The sequence below is a fragment of the Kitasatospora sp. NPDC092286 genome (assembly GCF_044755565.1).
In the GTDB taxonomy this organism is placed as follows: Bacteria; Actinomycetota; Actinomycetes; order Streptomycetales; family Streptomycetaceae; genus Kitasatospora.
The window spans coordinates 62,447-76,536 of sequence record NZ_JBIVRD010000035.1; the positions used below are offsets into that span (position 1 = coordinate 62,447).

At 72.1% G+C, this 14,090-nt stretch carries 14 protein-coding genes and 2 tRNA genes; 10 read left to right on the forward strand and 6 right to left on the reverse strand.

The features are described from left to right. Window positions 1-138: 138 nt before the first annotated feature. The gene (locus ACIQIB_RS29415; RefSeq protein WP_363614141.1) at window positions 139-861 is read right to left on the reverse strand and encodes a VTT domain-containing protein; all 723 of its coding nucleotides are present in this window, start codon (window positions 859-861) and stop codon (window positions 139-141) included. Between the two features lie 343 nt (window positions 862-1,204). On the opposite strand from ACIQIB_RS29415, the gene fbaA reads away from it, so the two are divergent. From fbaA to ACIQIB_RS29430, 3 genes are all read left to right on the forward strand, one after another. Continuing rightward, the gene (gene fbaA / locus ACIQIB_RS29420) at window positions 1,205-2,227 is read left to right on the forward strand and encodes a class II fructose-bisphosphate aldolase (protein WP_363614139.1); all 1,023 of its coding nucleotides are present in this window, start codon (window positions 1,205-1,207) and stop codon (window positions 2,225-2,227) included. Window positions 2,228-2,282: 55 nt separating this feature from the next. Then, window positions 2,283-2,696, forward strand: coding sequence for a DUF3151 domain-containing protein (locus ACIQIB_RS29425; RefSeq protein WP_363614137.1), 414 nt, complete (start codon window positions 2,283-2,285; stop codon window positions 2,694-2,696). 189 nt (window positions 2,697-2,885) lie between these two features. Continuing rightward, window positions 2,886-3,821, forward strand: a complete 936-nt coding sequence (locus ACIQIB_RS29430; protein WP_400761667.1) for a DUF3152 domain-containing protein — start codon at window positions 2,886-2,888, stop codon at window positions 3,819-3,821. A gap of 116 nt (window positions 3,822-3,937) precedes the next feature. Here the strand turns inward: ACIQIB_RS29430 and ACIQIB_RS29435 are convergent, their stop codons facing one another. The 4 genes from ACIQIB_RS29435 to purS all read right to left on the reverse strand — a co-directional run bounded on the left by ACIQIB_RS29435 (window position 3,938) and on the right by purS (window position 8,015). Further along, on the reverse strand, window positions 3,938-4,765 hold the full coding sequence (locus ACIQIB_RS29435; RefSeq protein ID WP_400761670.1) for a sterol carrier family protein: 828 nt from the start codon (window positions 4,763-4,765) through the stop codon (window positions 3,938-3,940). Between the two features lie 66 nt (window positions 4,766-4,831). Then, on the reverse strand, window positions 4,832-7,087 hold the full coding sequence (gene purL / locus ACIQIB_RS29440) for a phosphoribosylformylglycinamidine synthase subunit PurL (protein ID WP_363614131.1): 2,256 nt from the start codon (window positions 7,085-7,087) through the stop codon (window positions 4,832-4,834). Next, a complete protein-coding gene (purQ, locus tag ACIQIB_RS29445) occupies window positions 7,087-7,764 on the reverse strand; it encodes a phosphoribosylformylglycinamidine synthase subunit PurQ (RefSeq protein ID WP_363614129.1) in 678 nt (225 codons plus the stop codon). The genes purL and purQ overlap by 1 nt, the downstream gene beginning before the upstream one ends. Beyond that, a complete protein-coding gene (gene purS / locus ACIQIB_RS29450) occupies window positions 7,761-8,015 on the reverse strand; it encodes a phosphoribosylformylglycinamidine synthase subunit PurS (RefSeq protein ID WP_363614127.1) in 255 nt (84 codons plus the stop codon). The genes purQ and purS overlap by 4 nt, the downstream gene beginning before the upstream one ends. 467 nt (window positions 8,016-8,482) lie before the next feature. On the opposite strand from purS, the gene ACIQIB_RS29455 reads away from it, so the two are divergent. The 7 genes from ACIQIB_RS29455 (at window position 8,483) to ACIQIB_RS29485 (ending at window position 13,120) form a co-directional block, all read left to right on the forward strand. After that, a complete protein-coding gene (locus ACIQIB_RS29455) occupies window positions 8,483-8,800 on the forward strand; it encodes an Lsr2 family protein (RefSeq protein WP_238860361.1) in 318 nt (105 codons plus the stop codon). 128 nt (window positions 8,801-8,928) lie between these two features. Further along, window positions 8,929-9,001: transfer RNA gene (locus ACIQIB_RS29460), tRNA-Gly, on the forward strand. 40 nt (window positions 9,002-9,041) lie between these two features. After that, window positions 9,042-9,117 (forward strand) — tRNA-Gly (locus ACIQIB_RS29465). A gap of 198 nt (window positions 9,118-9,315) precedes the next feature. After that, a complete protein-coding gene (locus tag ACIQIB_RS29470; RefSeq protein WP_400761674.1) occupies window positions 9,316-10,320 on the forward strand; it encodes an ABC transporter ATP-binding protein in 1,005 nt (334 codons plus the stop codon). Continuing rightward, complete coding sequence (locus ACIQIB_RS29475; protein WP_400761677.1) at window positions 10,317-11,156, forward strand: ABC transporter permease; 840 nt, start codon at window positions 10,317-10,319, stop codon at window positions 11,154-11,156. Before ACIQIB_RS29470 ends, ACIQIB_RS29475 begins: the two co-directional genes overlap by 4 nt. A gap of 91 nt (window positions 11,157-11,247) precedes the next feature. Beyond that, a complete protein-coding gene (locus tag ACIQIB_RS29480) occupies window positions 11,248-12,468 on the forward strand; it encodes a sensor histidine kinase (protein ID WP_400761680.1) in 1,221 nt (406 codons plus the stop codon). 31 nt (window positions 12,469-12,499) lie between these two features. Further along, window positions 12,500-13,120, forward strand: coding sequence for a response regulator transcription factor (locus tag ACIQIB_RS29485; RefSeq protein WP_363614119.1), 621 nt, complete (start codon window positions 12,500-12,502; stop codon window positions 13,118-13,120). A 28-nt stretch (window positions 13,121-13,148) separates the two neighbouring features. On the opposite strand, the gene ACIQIB_RS29490 is transcribed toward ACIQIB_RS29485, so the two are convergent. After that, window positions 13,149-14,048 carry a phosphoribosylaminoimidazolesuccinocarboxamide synthase gene (locus ACIQIB_RS29490; protein WP_363614117.1) on the reverse strand — a complete coding sequence of 300 codons (900 nt, stop codon included), beginning with the start codon at window positions 14,046-14,048 and terminating at the stop codon, window positions 13,149-13,151. Window positions 14,049-14,090 lie beyond the last annotated feature (42 nt).

Sequence of the window (14,090 nt, forward strand, 5' to 3'; positions counted from 1 at the left end):
GGGGGGCCGCCGGGCCTCCCCCCCCCCCCACCCCCGGGCCCCCGGGGGCGCCCGCCGGGGGGGCCGCCGGGGGGGGGGGGGGGGGTTTCCCCCCCCCCCCCCCCCCCGGCCCCGGCCGTTCGTCGTCGGAAGCGGTGCTCAGCCGCGGCGGTGGCGCCCGCCACCGGCCTGCACGGTGTCCTCGTCGGCGGCCTCGACGGCGCCGCCCGCCTTCTTCTTCCTGCGCTCCCGTACGACCTCCACCAGGATCGGCGAGATCGAGAGCAGCACGATCAGCAGCACCGCGGGAATCAGGTACTTGTCGATCACCGGGGCCAGCGCGTCACCGAAGAAGTAGCCGATCATCAGCATCGACTCGGTCCACAGCACGCCACCGATCACGTTCCACAGGAAGAACGTGCGGGCCGGCATCTCCAGGGTGCCCGCGACCGGGTTGAGGAAGGTCCGGACGATCGGCATGAAGCGGGCCAGCACCACGGCCTTGCCGGGTCCGAACTTGTTGAAGTACTCCTCCGCCTTCAGCACGTACTCGCGGCGGAAGATCTTCGATTCGGGCTTGTCGAACATCTTCGGTCCGACCTTCACCCCGATCTGGTGCCCGAGCTGGGCGCCGGCGATCGCGGCGAGCGGGGCCCCGATGGCCAGCGCCGTGATCGACAGCCGGGCCCCGTCCCCGAGCACCGACGAGGCGGCGCTGGAGGCGGCCACGCCTGCGATGATCAGCAATGAGTCACCCGGGAAGAAGAACCCGACCAGCAGGCCGGTCTCCGCGAAGATGATCGCGATCAGCCCGATGGCGCCGACGGACGAGATCAGTGATTTGGCGTCGAGGAGGTTGACGGCCAGCTGGTTGTAGTCCACGGCCGCAGGATAGCGGTCCCGGATAAACACGGGCATCGGCCCACAGGTCGAGGCGGCCACATCCTCCGGTCGCACGCGAGGAGCGGCCCCGCGGGCGCCGCCGTCCCGACTGGCGGGCCGCATGGTGAACCCGGAGCACGAGTCTGGGAAGATGGCACAGGCGTCCGGACCGCGGTCGCAAACACCCTCATTGTCGTGCCGCGGCGGTCACCTCGAACCTTGGTACAGGCGAGCCGCCCCGCAGAGCCGCGCGTCGGCGCCGGTACCCCGGAGTCGTAACGAAGGCGTACACAGCGTCGGACAGCACCGTCCGTACGCCGCAACCCGACAGGAGCGGATTCGCATGCCCATCGCAACTCCCGAGGTCTACAACGAGATGCTCGACCGGGCCAAGGCGGGCAAGTTCGCCTACCCGGCCATCAACGTGACCTCGTCGCAGACCCTGCACGCCGCGCTGCGCGGCTTCGCCGAGGCCGAGAGCGACGGCATCATCCAGATCTCGACCGGTGGTGCGGAGTTCCTGGGCGGCCAGCACAACAAGGACATGGTGACCGGCGCCGTCGCGCTCGCCGAGTTCGCGCACGTGGTCGCCGCCAAGTACGACGTGACCGTCGCGCTGCACACCGACCACTGCCCGAAGGACAAGCTGGACGGCTACGTCCGCCCGCTGCTGGCGATCTCCGCGGAGCGCGTGGCCAAGGGCCTGAACCCGCTGTTCCAGTCGCACATGTGGGACGGCTCCGCCGAGACCCTGAACGACAACCTGGCCATCGCCGAGGAGCTGCTGGCCAAGGCCGTCGCCGCCAAGATCATCCTTGAGGTCGAGATCACCCCGACCGGCGGCGAGGAGGACGGTGTCACGCACGAGATCAACGACGAGCTGTACACCACCGTCAACGACGCCGTCCGCACCGCCGAGGCCCTGGGCCTGGGCGAGCGCGGCCGTTACCTGCTGGCCGCCTCGTTCGGCAACGTGCACGGCGTCTACAAGCCGGGCAACGTCGTCCTGAAGCCGGAGCTGCTGCGCGAGCTGCAGGACGCGATCGGCGCCCAGTACGGCAAGAAGGACCCGTTCGACTTCGTCTTCCACGGCGGCTCGGGCTCCTCCGCCGAGGAGATCGCCGTCGCGCTGGAGAACGGCGTCGTGAAGATGAACCTCGACACCGACACCCAGTACGCCTTCACCCGCCCGGTCGCGGACCACATGTTCCGCAACTACGACGGTGTGCTGAAGGTCGACGGCGAGGTCGGCAAGAAGAACACCTACGACCCGCGCACCTGGGGCAAGCTCGCCGAGGCGGGCATGGCCGCCCGGGTGCTGGAGGCCGCCCAGCAGCTGCGCTCGGCCGGCAACCGCCTGAAGTAAGTCCCCGCCGAGGCAGGGTCCTTCCCTCGTGCCCCCCAGTGGTTCACTGGGGGGCATGAGCACACACCAGAACCTTCTCGGGGGTCCTCCCCCGACGCACCTGCCCGCCGAGCCCGCTCCGCTGGAGCTGCTGGCCGGCGGTGCCTCCCCGGCCGAGGTCGCGGCGAAGTACCCGACCTCCTCGCTGGTCTGGGCCCAGCTCGCCGACGACGCCTTCGCCGCCGGCCGCACCGTCGAGTCCTACGCGTACGCCCGTACCGGTTACCACCGCGGGCTGGACGCGCTGCGGCGGGCCGGCTGGAAGGGCCACGGTCCGGTGCCGTGGGAGCACGAGCCGAACCGCGGCTTCCTGCGGGCGCTGCACGCGCTCGGCCGGGCCGCCGCCTCGATCGAGGAGAAGGAGGAGGCGGAGCGCTGCGCGCAGTTCCTCCGGGACAGCTCGCCGACCGCCGCCGCCACCCTCGGCTGACCGCTCCCCGACGCACCGCACCCGTCGGCACCGCCCCTGTCGCCCGCCCGGCGGCAGGGGCGGTTCTGTTGCCAGATCTGCATACTCGGTATGTGGACATTCGGCAATCCGGCGTGCCAGGGTGAGGCGATCAGGGGGGCGCGCACGGCAGTTCGGGGCGGCCCCGCCCGCCCGACAGAAAGCCTCCACGTGCCCGTAGTTCGACCCGCTCAGCGCAGCAGCCGCACCCGCGGCACCCAGCCGGGCGCCGGCCGCCGTAACCGCCGGCGGCGTCACCGGCTCGGCCCGGGGATGACCGCCGCCCTGCTCGCGGCCGTGACCGTGCTCGGCGGCACGCTGTACGCGCTGAACCGCCCCGACGCCCTGCCCGGCGCCGGTCCGACCGCCCAGGGCCGGGTCGCCCCGCCCGCCGACAGCACCCCGGCACCCACTGCCCCCGAGCCAGCCAAGAGCCCGGACACCGCCCCGCCGCCGGCGGCGCCCGCCACGACACCCGCACCGACGCCGGCCCTGACCCAGGCCGCGACGCCGACCCCGGAACGGAACACCCCGGACCCCGGACCCGCCAAGGGCGCGGGCACCTTCACCGTCGCCACCGGCTCCGCCGCGCCGGTCGGCGCCGGCAACATCCGCCGCTACCGGGTGGAGGTCGAGGACGGCATCGGGATCGACCCGGCGGCCGCGGCCGCGCAGATCCAGGGCATCCTCGCCGACAAGCGCGGCTGGACCAACGACCGCAAGAACGGCTTCCAGCTGGTGGCCGGCGGCTCGTACGACTTCACGGTGAAGATCGGCTCGCCGGCCGCCGTGGACCGGATCTGCGGCCAGGCCGGTCTGGACACCCACGGCGAGGTGAACTGCGCCGTCGGCAACCAGGTGATGGTCAACGTCAAGCGCTGGAACACCGGTTCACCGCAGTTCAGCGGCCCGATCGACGAGTACCGGGCACTGATCGTCAACCACGAGGTCGGCCACCGGATCGGCCACGGGCACGAGACCTGCCCCGGCAAGGGCAGGCCCGCCCCCGCGATGATGCAGCAGATCTACGGCCTCAAGGGCTGCGAGTCCAACGCCTGGCCGTACTCGGCCGAGGGCTCCTACCTGGGCGGCCCGTCGGTGCCCTGAACCGGGCACCGCCGGAACGGCTCTGAGCCGCCCTCACCGGCTCCCCCTCCCCGGAACACGCCCTGACCGGCGAGCCGCCGCCCCGGGCCGCCGCACTCCCGGGAGCCGGGCCCGGATCAGCCGAGCACCGGCAGGTACGCCCGCAGGTCGCTGCGCTCACCGCTCGCCGACACCCTGTCGGCGTCCACCGCGGACGCCCAGTCGGTCCGCCCGGTGGCCAGCCGGATCCAGGTGAACGGGTCGGTCTCGACCACGTTCGGCGGGGTGCCGCGGGTGTGCCGGGGGCCCTCGACGGCCTGCACCACGGCGTACGGCGGGATCCGCAGCTCGACGGCGCCGCCGGGGGCCCGGTCGGCGAAGGCGTCGGCCAGCAGCCGGGTGACGGCGGCGACGGCCTGGCGGTCGTGCGGGAAGGCGGCGAGGCCGAGCGCGGCGGCCAGGTCGTCGGCGTGCACGACCGCCTCGACCAGCCGGGTCACCAGCAGGTCGGAGAGCAGCATCGAGCCCAGCCGGATCTCGAACCGCCGCTCGGGGTCGGCGGCCTCGTTCCTGGCGAGGGTGGCGATCAGACCGCTCGCGGCCCGCTGGAAGGCCGCCGACACCGAGGCCGGGTCGCCGCCGAACTCGCCCGCGGCCTTCTCCCGGGCCTGCTCGTCGAGGAGCGGTGCCACCGTGCCGACCCCGGCCACCCAGCGCAGCAGGTCCAGCGGGGGGCGGCCCTCCAGCGGATCGTCGAAGTGGGCGGGGACCCAGTCGAGCTGGACGGCGGTGTGCGCGATCAGCTCGCGCACCGTCCACTCCCCCAGCCGGGTGGGCCGGGCGAGCAGTTCCACGGCGTCCGGGCGGGCGCAGAGCCCGTGCACGGCGTCACGCAGCGCGGCGGTCTGCGCCACCAGCGCGGCGCGCACCTTCTGCGGCTGGTACGTACGGGACTTGGGAGGCATGCCCCGCAGCGTACGCCGGGGGGCGGTCCACCCGGCTGAGTGGACCGCCCCCCGGTACGACCGCGATCAGGCGAGCAGAGCCTCGATGACGCCGGTGTGGGCGTCCTTCAGCTCGGCCAGCGAGACGGTGAACTGGCCCTGGACGTCCAGGACATCGCCGTCCACCACACCGATCCGGGTGGCCGGCAGGCCACGCGCGGTGCACATGTCGTTGAACCGGAGCTCCTCGCTGCGCGGCACCGCGACGATCGCGCGGCCCGCCGACTCGGAGAACAGGAACACGAACGGGTCCTGGCCCTCGGGCACGATGATCCGCGCGCCGTGGCCGCCCTTGAGGCAGCTCTCCACCAGCGCCTGGCCGAGACCGCCGTCGGAGAGGTCGTGCGCGGCGTCGATCATGCCGTCGCGCGACGCGGCGATCAGGATGTCGCCGAGCAGCCGCTCGCGCTCCAGGTCGACCTTGGGCGGCAGACCGCCGAGGTGGTCGTGGACCACCTGCGACCAGGCCGAGCCGCCCAGCTCGTCCGCGGTGTCGCCGAGCAGGTAGAGCAGCTGCCCCTCCTCCGCGAAACCGATCGGGGTCCGGCGCGTCACGTCGTCGATCACGCCGAGCACCGCGACCACCGGGGTCGGGTGGATGGCGGTCTCGCCGGTCTGGTTGTAGAGCGAGACGTTGCCGCCGGTGACCGGGGTGCCGAGCACCAGGCAGGCGTCGGCCAGACCGCGGGTGGCCTCGGCGAACTGCCACATCACGTCCGGGTCCTCGGGGGAGCCGAAGTTGAGGCAGTCGGAGACGGCGAGCGGCTTGGCACCGCCGGCCGCGACGTTGCGGTACGCCTCGGCGAGGGCCAGCTGGGCACCGGTGTACGGGTCCAGCTTGGTGTAGCGGCCGTTGCCGTCGGTGGCGACCGAGACGCCGAGGTTGGTCTCCTCGTCGATCCGGATCATGCCGGAGTCCTCGGGCACCGAGAGCACGGTGTTGCCGAGCACGTAGCGGTCGTACTGGTCGGTGATCCAGGACTTGGAGGCCTGGTTCGGCGAGGAGGCGACCTTCAGCAGGTCGGCCTTCAGGCCCTCACCGGTGGTCGGCCGGGCGAGGCGCTCGCCGGTCGGGGCGTCGGCCTGCAGCGCGTCCTGCCAGTCGGGGCGGGCGTACGGGCGCTGGTAGGTCGGACCCTCGTGGGCGACGGTGCGCGGCGGCACGTCGACCACCAGCTCGCCGTGCCAGAAGATCTCCAGGCGCTCGCCGTCGGTCACCTCACCGATGACGGTGGCGATGACGTCCCACTTCTCGCAGATCTCCAGGAAGCGGGCGACCTTGTCGGGCTCGACGATCGCGCACATGCGCTCCTGCGACTCGCTCATGAGGATCTCCTCGGGCGAGAGCGTGTGGTCGCGCAGCGGTACGGTGTCCAGCTCGATCCGCATCCCGCCGGAGCCGGCCGAGGCCAGCTCGCTGGTGGCGCAGGACAGGCCCGCGCCGCCGAGGTCCTGGATGCCCTTGACGAGCTTCTCGCCGAAGATCTCCAGGGTGCACTCGATGAGGAGCTTCTCCTGGAACGGGTCGCCGACCTGGACGGCGGGGCGCTTGGCCGGGCCGGTGGCGTCGAAGGTCTCGGAGGCGAGCACCGAGACACCGCCGATGCCGTCGCCGCCGGTGCGGGCGCCGTACAGGATGACCTTGTTGCCGGCGCCGGAGGCCTGCGCGAGGTGGATGTCCTCGTGCTTCATGACGCCCACGCACAGGGCGTTGACCAGCGGGTTGCCCTGGTAGCAGGAGTCGAAGACGACCTCGCCGCCGATGTTCGGCAGACCCAGGCAGTTGCCGTAGCCGCCGATGCCCGCGACGATCCCGGGCAGCACGCGCCGGGTGTCCGGGTGGTCGGCCGCGCCGAACCGCAGCGGGTCCATCACGGCGACCGGGCGGGCGCCCATCGCCAGGATGTCGCGGACGATGCCGCCGATGCCGGTGGCCGCGCCCTGGTAGGGCTCGATGTACGACGGGTGGTTGTGCGACTCCACCTTGAAGGTGACCGCGTAGCCCTGGCCGACGTCGACCACACCGGCGTTCTCGCCGATGCCGACGAGCATCGCGTCCGAATCCGGCTTCTTCTCGCCGAACTGCTTCAGGTGGACCTTGGAGCTCTTGTACGAACAGTGCTCCGACCACATGACCGAGTACATCGCGAGTTCGGCGCCGGTCGGGCGCCGGTCGAGAATCTCCCGGATGCGTGCGTACTCGTCCTTCTTGAGGCCGAGTTCGGCCCACGGCTGGGCCGCGTCCGGGGTCTGCTCGGCGTTCTTGACGGTGTCGAGGCTCATCAGGCGTTCACCAGCTGCTTCAGGACGGAAGTGAAGAAGCCCAGGCCCTCGGTGGTCGGACCGGTGAGCGGCTCCACGGCGTGCTCCGGGTGCGGCATCAGGCCGACGACATTGCCGGCGGCGTTGGTGATGCCGGCGATGTCGCGGTACGAACCGTTCGGGTTGACGTCCAGGTATCGGGCGACCACCCGGCCCTCCGCCTCCAGGGCGTCCAGGACGTGCGCGTCGGCGACGAACCGGCCCTCGCCGTTCTTCAGCGGGACGACGATTTCCTGGCCGGCCGAGTAATCCCCGGTCCAGGCGGTGGCGGCGTTCTCGATCCGCAGCTTCTGGTCGCGGCAGATGAAGTGCAGCGAGTCGTTGCGGGTGAGCGCTCCGGGCAGCAGGTGCGATTCGCAGAGCACCTGGAAGCCGTTGCAGATACCGAGAACCGGCATTCCCAGCTTCGCCTGCTCGATGATGGTGTCCATGACCGGCGAGAAGCGGGAGATGGCACCACAGCGCAGATAGTCGCCGTAACTGAATCCGCCCGGCAGGACGACCGCGTCGACCTGGTGGAGATCCTTGTCACGGTGCCAGAGCGCGACCGGCTCGGCGCCGGCCAGGCGGACCGCGCGCTGCGCGTCGCGGTCGTCGAGGGAGCCGGGGAAAGTGACGACGCCGACGCGGGTGGTCACTTGCCCTCCTCCTCGACGCGGACGGTGAAGTCCTCGATCACGGTGTTGGCGAGAAAGGTCTCGGCGGCTTCGCGGATACGGGCGAGCACGGCGTCGTCGACCGGGCCCTCCAGCTCCAGCTCGAAGCGCTTGCCCTGGCGGACGTCGGCGATCCCGGCGAAACCGAGACGGGGCAGTGCGCGCTGCACCGCCTGTCCCTGGGGGTCGAGAATCTCCGGCTTGAGCATGACGTCGACTACGACGCGTGCCACTGGCACTCCCGGTGGTGTCTTCGTGAGGCGGGGGAACTCCAGACTACCGGGGGTTTCGGGCGGGATTGCTGGCCGGGGAGCGCGACGCGCGTAGACCCGAGACCCTTACGGCACAAGGGTTCCGGGCCCCCGGACCGCCCCGGAGCCGCCCCATTTCACCGGATTCGACAGCCCGAACGACAACGGCCGAAGAACACCCGAATACCGGCACTCCGGGACAGATCGGCCAGCCGTGCGCACCGGTATCCGGTAGTCGGGCGAAGACACGTGAATATACGGAAAAGAAAGCCGGACTCTTCGATTTCGACCCGCTTCGGGTGCAGAATAGGGCCACCTGCCGCGGCAAGTGCTGCGTATCCGGCGTGCCATCAGGGCTGCCCGTATGCGCTTGCGCGAGTGGTGCACATCAGGCCACAGGAGCGCACCCCCGTGCCCTTCGGCCGAATTGCCCGAGAGGATTGACACCCATGGCTCAGCGTGTAGTCGTCACGCTCTCCGACGACCTGGACGGCGGCGCCGCCGCGGAAACCGTCCACTTCGGCGTCGACGGGAAGTCGTACGAGATCGACCTGTCTCTGGACAACGCGGAAAAGCTGCGGGAGGCCCTCGCTCCGTTCGTCGCGGCCGGCCGGCGCCAGAGCCGTACCGGAAAGTCCTTCCGCCGCACCGCGCTCACCCCGGACCCGGCCGCCGTGCGCGCCTGGGCCCAGTCGCGCGGCATGGAGCTGCCCGCCCGGGGCCGCATCCCCAAGCACGTGTACGAGGCGTTCGCCGAGGCGAACTGACCCCGCCGGGACCAGGTCGCTCCACCCGCCCGAAAGGGTGGGGCGACCACCCCGATCGATGAGGTAGAGTATTCCTCGTCGCCCCAACGGAGAGATCCAAAGAGGCGGCCGGTGCCACCAGGCACCGTGCGGACGTGGCTCAGTTGGTAGAGCATCACCTTGCCAAGGTGAGGGTCGCGAGTTCGAATCTCGTCGTCCGCTCGCAGTGCGCGAGCACAGCACAACTCAATAGTTTCGCCATGCGGACGTGGCTCAGTTGGTAGAGCATCACCTTGCCAAGGTGAGGGTCGCGAGTTCGAATCTCGTCGTCCGCTCCAGTACGAAGGGCTCCCTCGGTCGAGGGGGCCCTTCGGCATTCCCCGGCCCTTCCGCCCGCACGGAACCCTGAAGCGGGCCGCGGACCCCTGAAGCGAAGCGGACCCATGACATTTGTCATCGCCGGCCCGTGGATCCGCACCCCGTTCTCGTGATGACGCGCACTGCCCGCGGCGCCCGGGCGGCGGAAAGCTTGAGGCATGGAAACGAGCCAGCGCCTCCACTCGACCGACCGCGTGATCGAGGTCACCGACCTCCACCGCCGCTACGGCCCCGCCGGTGCCACCGGCTACCACGCGGTGCGCGGCGTCGACCTGGCCGTCGGCCGCGGCGAGCTGTTCGCGCTGCTCGGCACCAACGGAGCCGGCAAGACCTCCACCATGGAGCTGATCGAGGGCCTCGCCGCCCCCAGCGGCGGCCAGGTCCGGGTCCTCGGCCACGACCCGTACCGCGAGCGTGCCGCCGTCCGCCCCCGGATCGGCATCATGCTCCAGGAGGGCGGCTTCCCCGGCGACCTCACCGTCGCCGAGACCGGCCGCAGCTGGTCCGGGATGACCAGCGGCGCCCGCCCGCTCGACGAGGCCCTGGAGCTGGTCGGCCTCATCGGCCGCCGCGACGTCCGGGTCAAGCAGCTCTCCGGCGGCGAGCGCCGCCGGCTCGACCTCGCGATGGCCCTGCTCGGCCGCCCCGAGGTGCTCTTCCTGGACGAGCCCAGCACCGGCCTCGACCCGGAGGCCCGCGCCGCCGTCTGGCGCCTGGTGCGCGAGCTGCGCGCCCAGGGCACCACGGTGCTGCTCACCACGCACTACCTGGAGGAGGCCGAGGAGCTGGCCGACCGGCTGGCGATCATGCACGGCGGCCAGGTCGTCACCGCCGGCACGGTGGCCGAGGTGATCGCCGGCCGGCCCTCCCGGATCACCTTCGAGCTGCCGGAGTTCGCCGGGACCTCGCTCCCCACCCTGCCCGGCGCCGAGATCACCGCCGACGGCCGCAGGTTCACCGTGCAGACCCCGAGCCTCCAGGCCACCCTCACCGACCTGCTCGGCTGGGCCAACCACCACCGGGTCGTGCTCGGCGCCCTGGACGCCCGCAGTGCCTCGCTGGAAGAGGCCTTCCTCGCCATCGCCTCCGAGGCCGCCCACCAGCCCCCGGCCGACACCCCCGCCGCTCCCACCGCCCGCCGCCTGATCGGACTCGCCCGATGACCACCGCCACCGCCGCCTCCGCCGTCACCGCCGCCGGCCCGCAGAGCACCGCCGTCCGCCGGCTGCTGGCCCTCGGCCGCGCCGAGGCCACCCTGCTGCTGCGCAACCGGACCGCGCTGTTCACCGCCCTGCTGCTGCCGCTGCTGCTGGTCGCCGGACTGCACAGCCTCCTCACCCGGCAGGCCGAGTCCAACCCCGGCCTCGACGTCGACTCCGCCCTGGTCAACGGCACCGTCGGGATGGTCCTGGCCTTCGTCGTCTACTACAACCTGACCGGCGCGTACGTCGCCCGCCGCGGTGAGCTGGTACTCAAGCGGCTGCGCACCGGCGAGGCCCGGGACATCGAGATCCTGGCCGGCACCGCGGTGCCCTCGGTCGCCCTCGCCCTGATGATGTGCACCGTGGTCGGCGTCGTCGGCGCCTCCGCCCTGAAGCTCAGCGCTCCGGTGAACCCGCTGCTCATGTTCGCCGGGCTGGTCCTGGTGATCGGCACCCTGATGGCCCTGGCCGCCGTCTCCAGCGCCTTCACCAGGACCGTCGAGAGCGCCGGCATCACCACCATGCCGATCCTGCTGCTCAGCCAGTTCGGCTCCGGCCTGCTCATCCCGCTGGAGGTCATGCCCGACCGGATGGCCGACATCTGCCGGCTGCTGCCCACCACGCCGGCCTTCCAGCTGATCCGCCTCGGCTGGTTCGGCACCGACGGCTCCGCCGCCGCCACCGGCTTCGCCGGCACCTGGGCCACCGCCGCCCCGCACCTGGTCACCGGCAGCATCTGGCTCGCCCTCGCCGCCTGGGGTGCCGTCCGCTACTTCCGTTGGGAGCCGCGTCGCTGACGACTACCCCGCCATTCGAAGGATTCGATCCCCGCGCCACCTCTGATATGAAGGCAGCAGCACGATCATGATCGAACGGGGAGCAGACCAGATGGACGTCCGGGCACCGGTCCGCCGATGGAAGGGCTCCGGCAAGCCCCAGCGCACCGAGCTCTACCTCCGCTGGTCGCTCTACTCGATGCCGCTGTTCCTGCTGCCGGTGATCATGCTGGCCGTCGTCTCGACCGCCGAGCAGGGCGGCTCCCCCGCCGCCGGCCGGGTCGCGCTCGTCATCGGCCTGGCCTCCACCCTGCTGACCCTGCGCGCCTACCGCACCTCGCTCGACCACTACCTGAAGCGGCCGACCGACCACCTGCGCTGGCTCGCCGTCACCGGCGCGGTCGCCGTGGCCGGCTCCTGGGCCGTGCTGCTGCTCGGTCCGGACCGCGGTGACCAGGACGGCCCGCCGTTCACCGTCACCGTGGTCGTCGCCCTGCTCGCCTCGGCCTTCGGCCCGGTCAGCGTCGGCCTGACGGTCCGCCAGGCCTGCCGCGCCGGACTCGGCGCGCTGCTCCTGGTCGCCCCCGCCCTGCTGCTCGCCGGGATCAACCGCCCGACCACCGCCGGCGTGCTGGTCGGCGCCCTCATCGGGATGGCCTTCATCGGCTCCAGCTGCCGCAGCTTCGCCTGGCTGCAGTCGGTGGTCTGGGAGCTGGACGCCGCCCGCGAGGCCCAGGCCCGGCTGGCCGTCGCCGAGGAGCGGCTGCGGTTCTCCCGCGACCTGCACGACGTGATGGGCCGCAACCTCACCACCATCGCGCTGAAGAGCGAACTCGCCGTCCAGCTGGCCCGGCGCGGCCGCCCGGAGGCCGCCGACCAGATGACCGAGGTGCAGCGGATCGCCCAGGAGTCCCAGCGCGAGGTCCGGGACGTGGTCCGCGGCTACCGCACGGCGGACCTGCACGCCGAGGCGATCGGCGCCCGGTCCGTGCTCCGCGCCGCCGACGTCGCCTGCGAGATCGACCTCGGCGCGGAGGCGGACCGGCTGCCGCTGCCGGTGCAGTCGGTGCTCGGCTGGGTGATCCGCGAGGCCACCACCAATGTGCTGCGGCACAGCGAGGCGGACCACTGCACGATCCGGCTGCGTCGCGAGGACGGCCGGGCGGTGCTGGAGCTGGAGAATGACGGGGTGCCGGCCGTGCCGCTCCCCTCCCAGGGCAGCGGCACCGGCCTGCGCGGGCTGCGCGAGCGGCTCGCCGCGCACGACGGTGAACTGGCCGTCCCGGCGACCGGACCGGGCCGCTTCCGGATGATCGCCACCGTCCCGATCTGACGCCCCGCCCGTACGGAAGAAGGCCCTCCCGATGACCGACACCGCCCCCGTCCGCATCCTGCTCGCCGACGACGAGCACCTGATCCGGGGTGCGATGGCCGCGCTGCTCTCCCTGGAGGAGGACATCACCGTGATCGCGGAGGCCGGCTCCGGCACCGAGGCGCTGGCGATGGCGAAGGCGCACCGCCCGGACGTCGCGGTGCTGGACCTGCAGATGCCCGGGCTGGACGGCATCGAGGTGGCCACCGAACTGCGCCGGGTGCTGCCGGACTGCCGCTGCATGATCGTCACCGGCCACGGACGCCCGGGCTATCTGAAGCGGGCGCTGGAGGTCGGGGTGCGCGGCTTCCTGCCGAAGACCGTCTCGGCGGCGGACCTCGCCGGGATCATCCGCACCGTGCGGGCGGGCGGCCGGTACGTCGACCCGGAGCTGGCGGCGGACGCGATCAGTGCGGGCGAGACCCCGCTGACCCCGCGCGAGACGGACGTGCTGGAGCTGGCCGCCGACGGGACCTCGATCGCCGAGATCGCCGAACGCGCGTCGCTCTCCCAGGGGACGGTCCGCAACTACCTCTCCTCGGCGGCCACCAAGCTGGGCGCCGAGAACCGCCACGCGGCGGTGCGGATCGCCCGCGAGCACGGCTGGATCTGACCAGCGGTGCCCGCGGGCGGGCGGCGGACTACTCCCAGCCGAGGCCGGTCAGCCGCTCGTAGGCCTCGACGTACTTGGCCCGGACCCGCTCGACCACCTCGGCCGGCAGCCGCGGCGGCGGCTGCTCGCTCCTGCGGTCCCAGCCGGAGGCCGGGGAGGTCAGCCAGTCGCGGATGATCTGCTTGTCGAAGGACGGCTGCGGGTGGCCGGGCTCCCACTGGTCGGCCGGCCAGAAGCGGGAGGAGTCCGGGGTGAGCACCTCGTCGCCGATCACCAGCTCGCCGTCCAGCAGGCCGAACTCGAACTTGGTGTCGGCGAGGATGATGCCGCGGTCACGCGCGATGTCCCGGGCCAGCGCGTAGATGTCGAGGGTGGTGCGGCGCAGCCGGGCGGCCAGCTCGGCACCGATCCGCCGGGCGGTCTCCTCGTAGTGGACGTTCTCGTCGTGCTCGCCGACCTCGGCCTTGAGCGCCGGGGTGTAGATCGGGCCGGGCAGTTCGGAACCGTCCTCCAGGCCCTCGGGCAGCGCGATGCCGCAGACGGTGCGGGAGGCGCGGTACTCCTCCAGGCCGGAGCCGGCCAGGTAGCCGCGGGCCACGCACTCGACCGGGACCATCTCCAGGCTGCGGCAGACCAGCGTGCGGCCCTTCCAGTCGGCGGGGGCGCCGGCCGGGACCTCGGTGGAGATCACGTGGTTGGGCACGATGCCGGCGATCCGGTCGAACCACCAGAGCGACATCTGGGTGAGGATGCGGCCCTTGTCCGGGATCTCGTTGGGCAGCACCCAGTCGTACGCCGAGGTGCGGTCGCTGGCGACCATCACCAGCTCACCGGACTCGGCGCGGTAGAGGTCGCGCACCTTGCCGGTGTGCAGGTGGACCAGGCCGGGTACCTGGACCGGCTCGGGCTTGGTGACAAATCCGCTCAAGGTCGTCTCAGTCCTCAGGGGTGGTTCGCGGGCGTGTGGGGC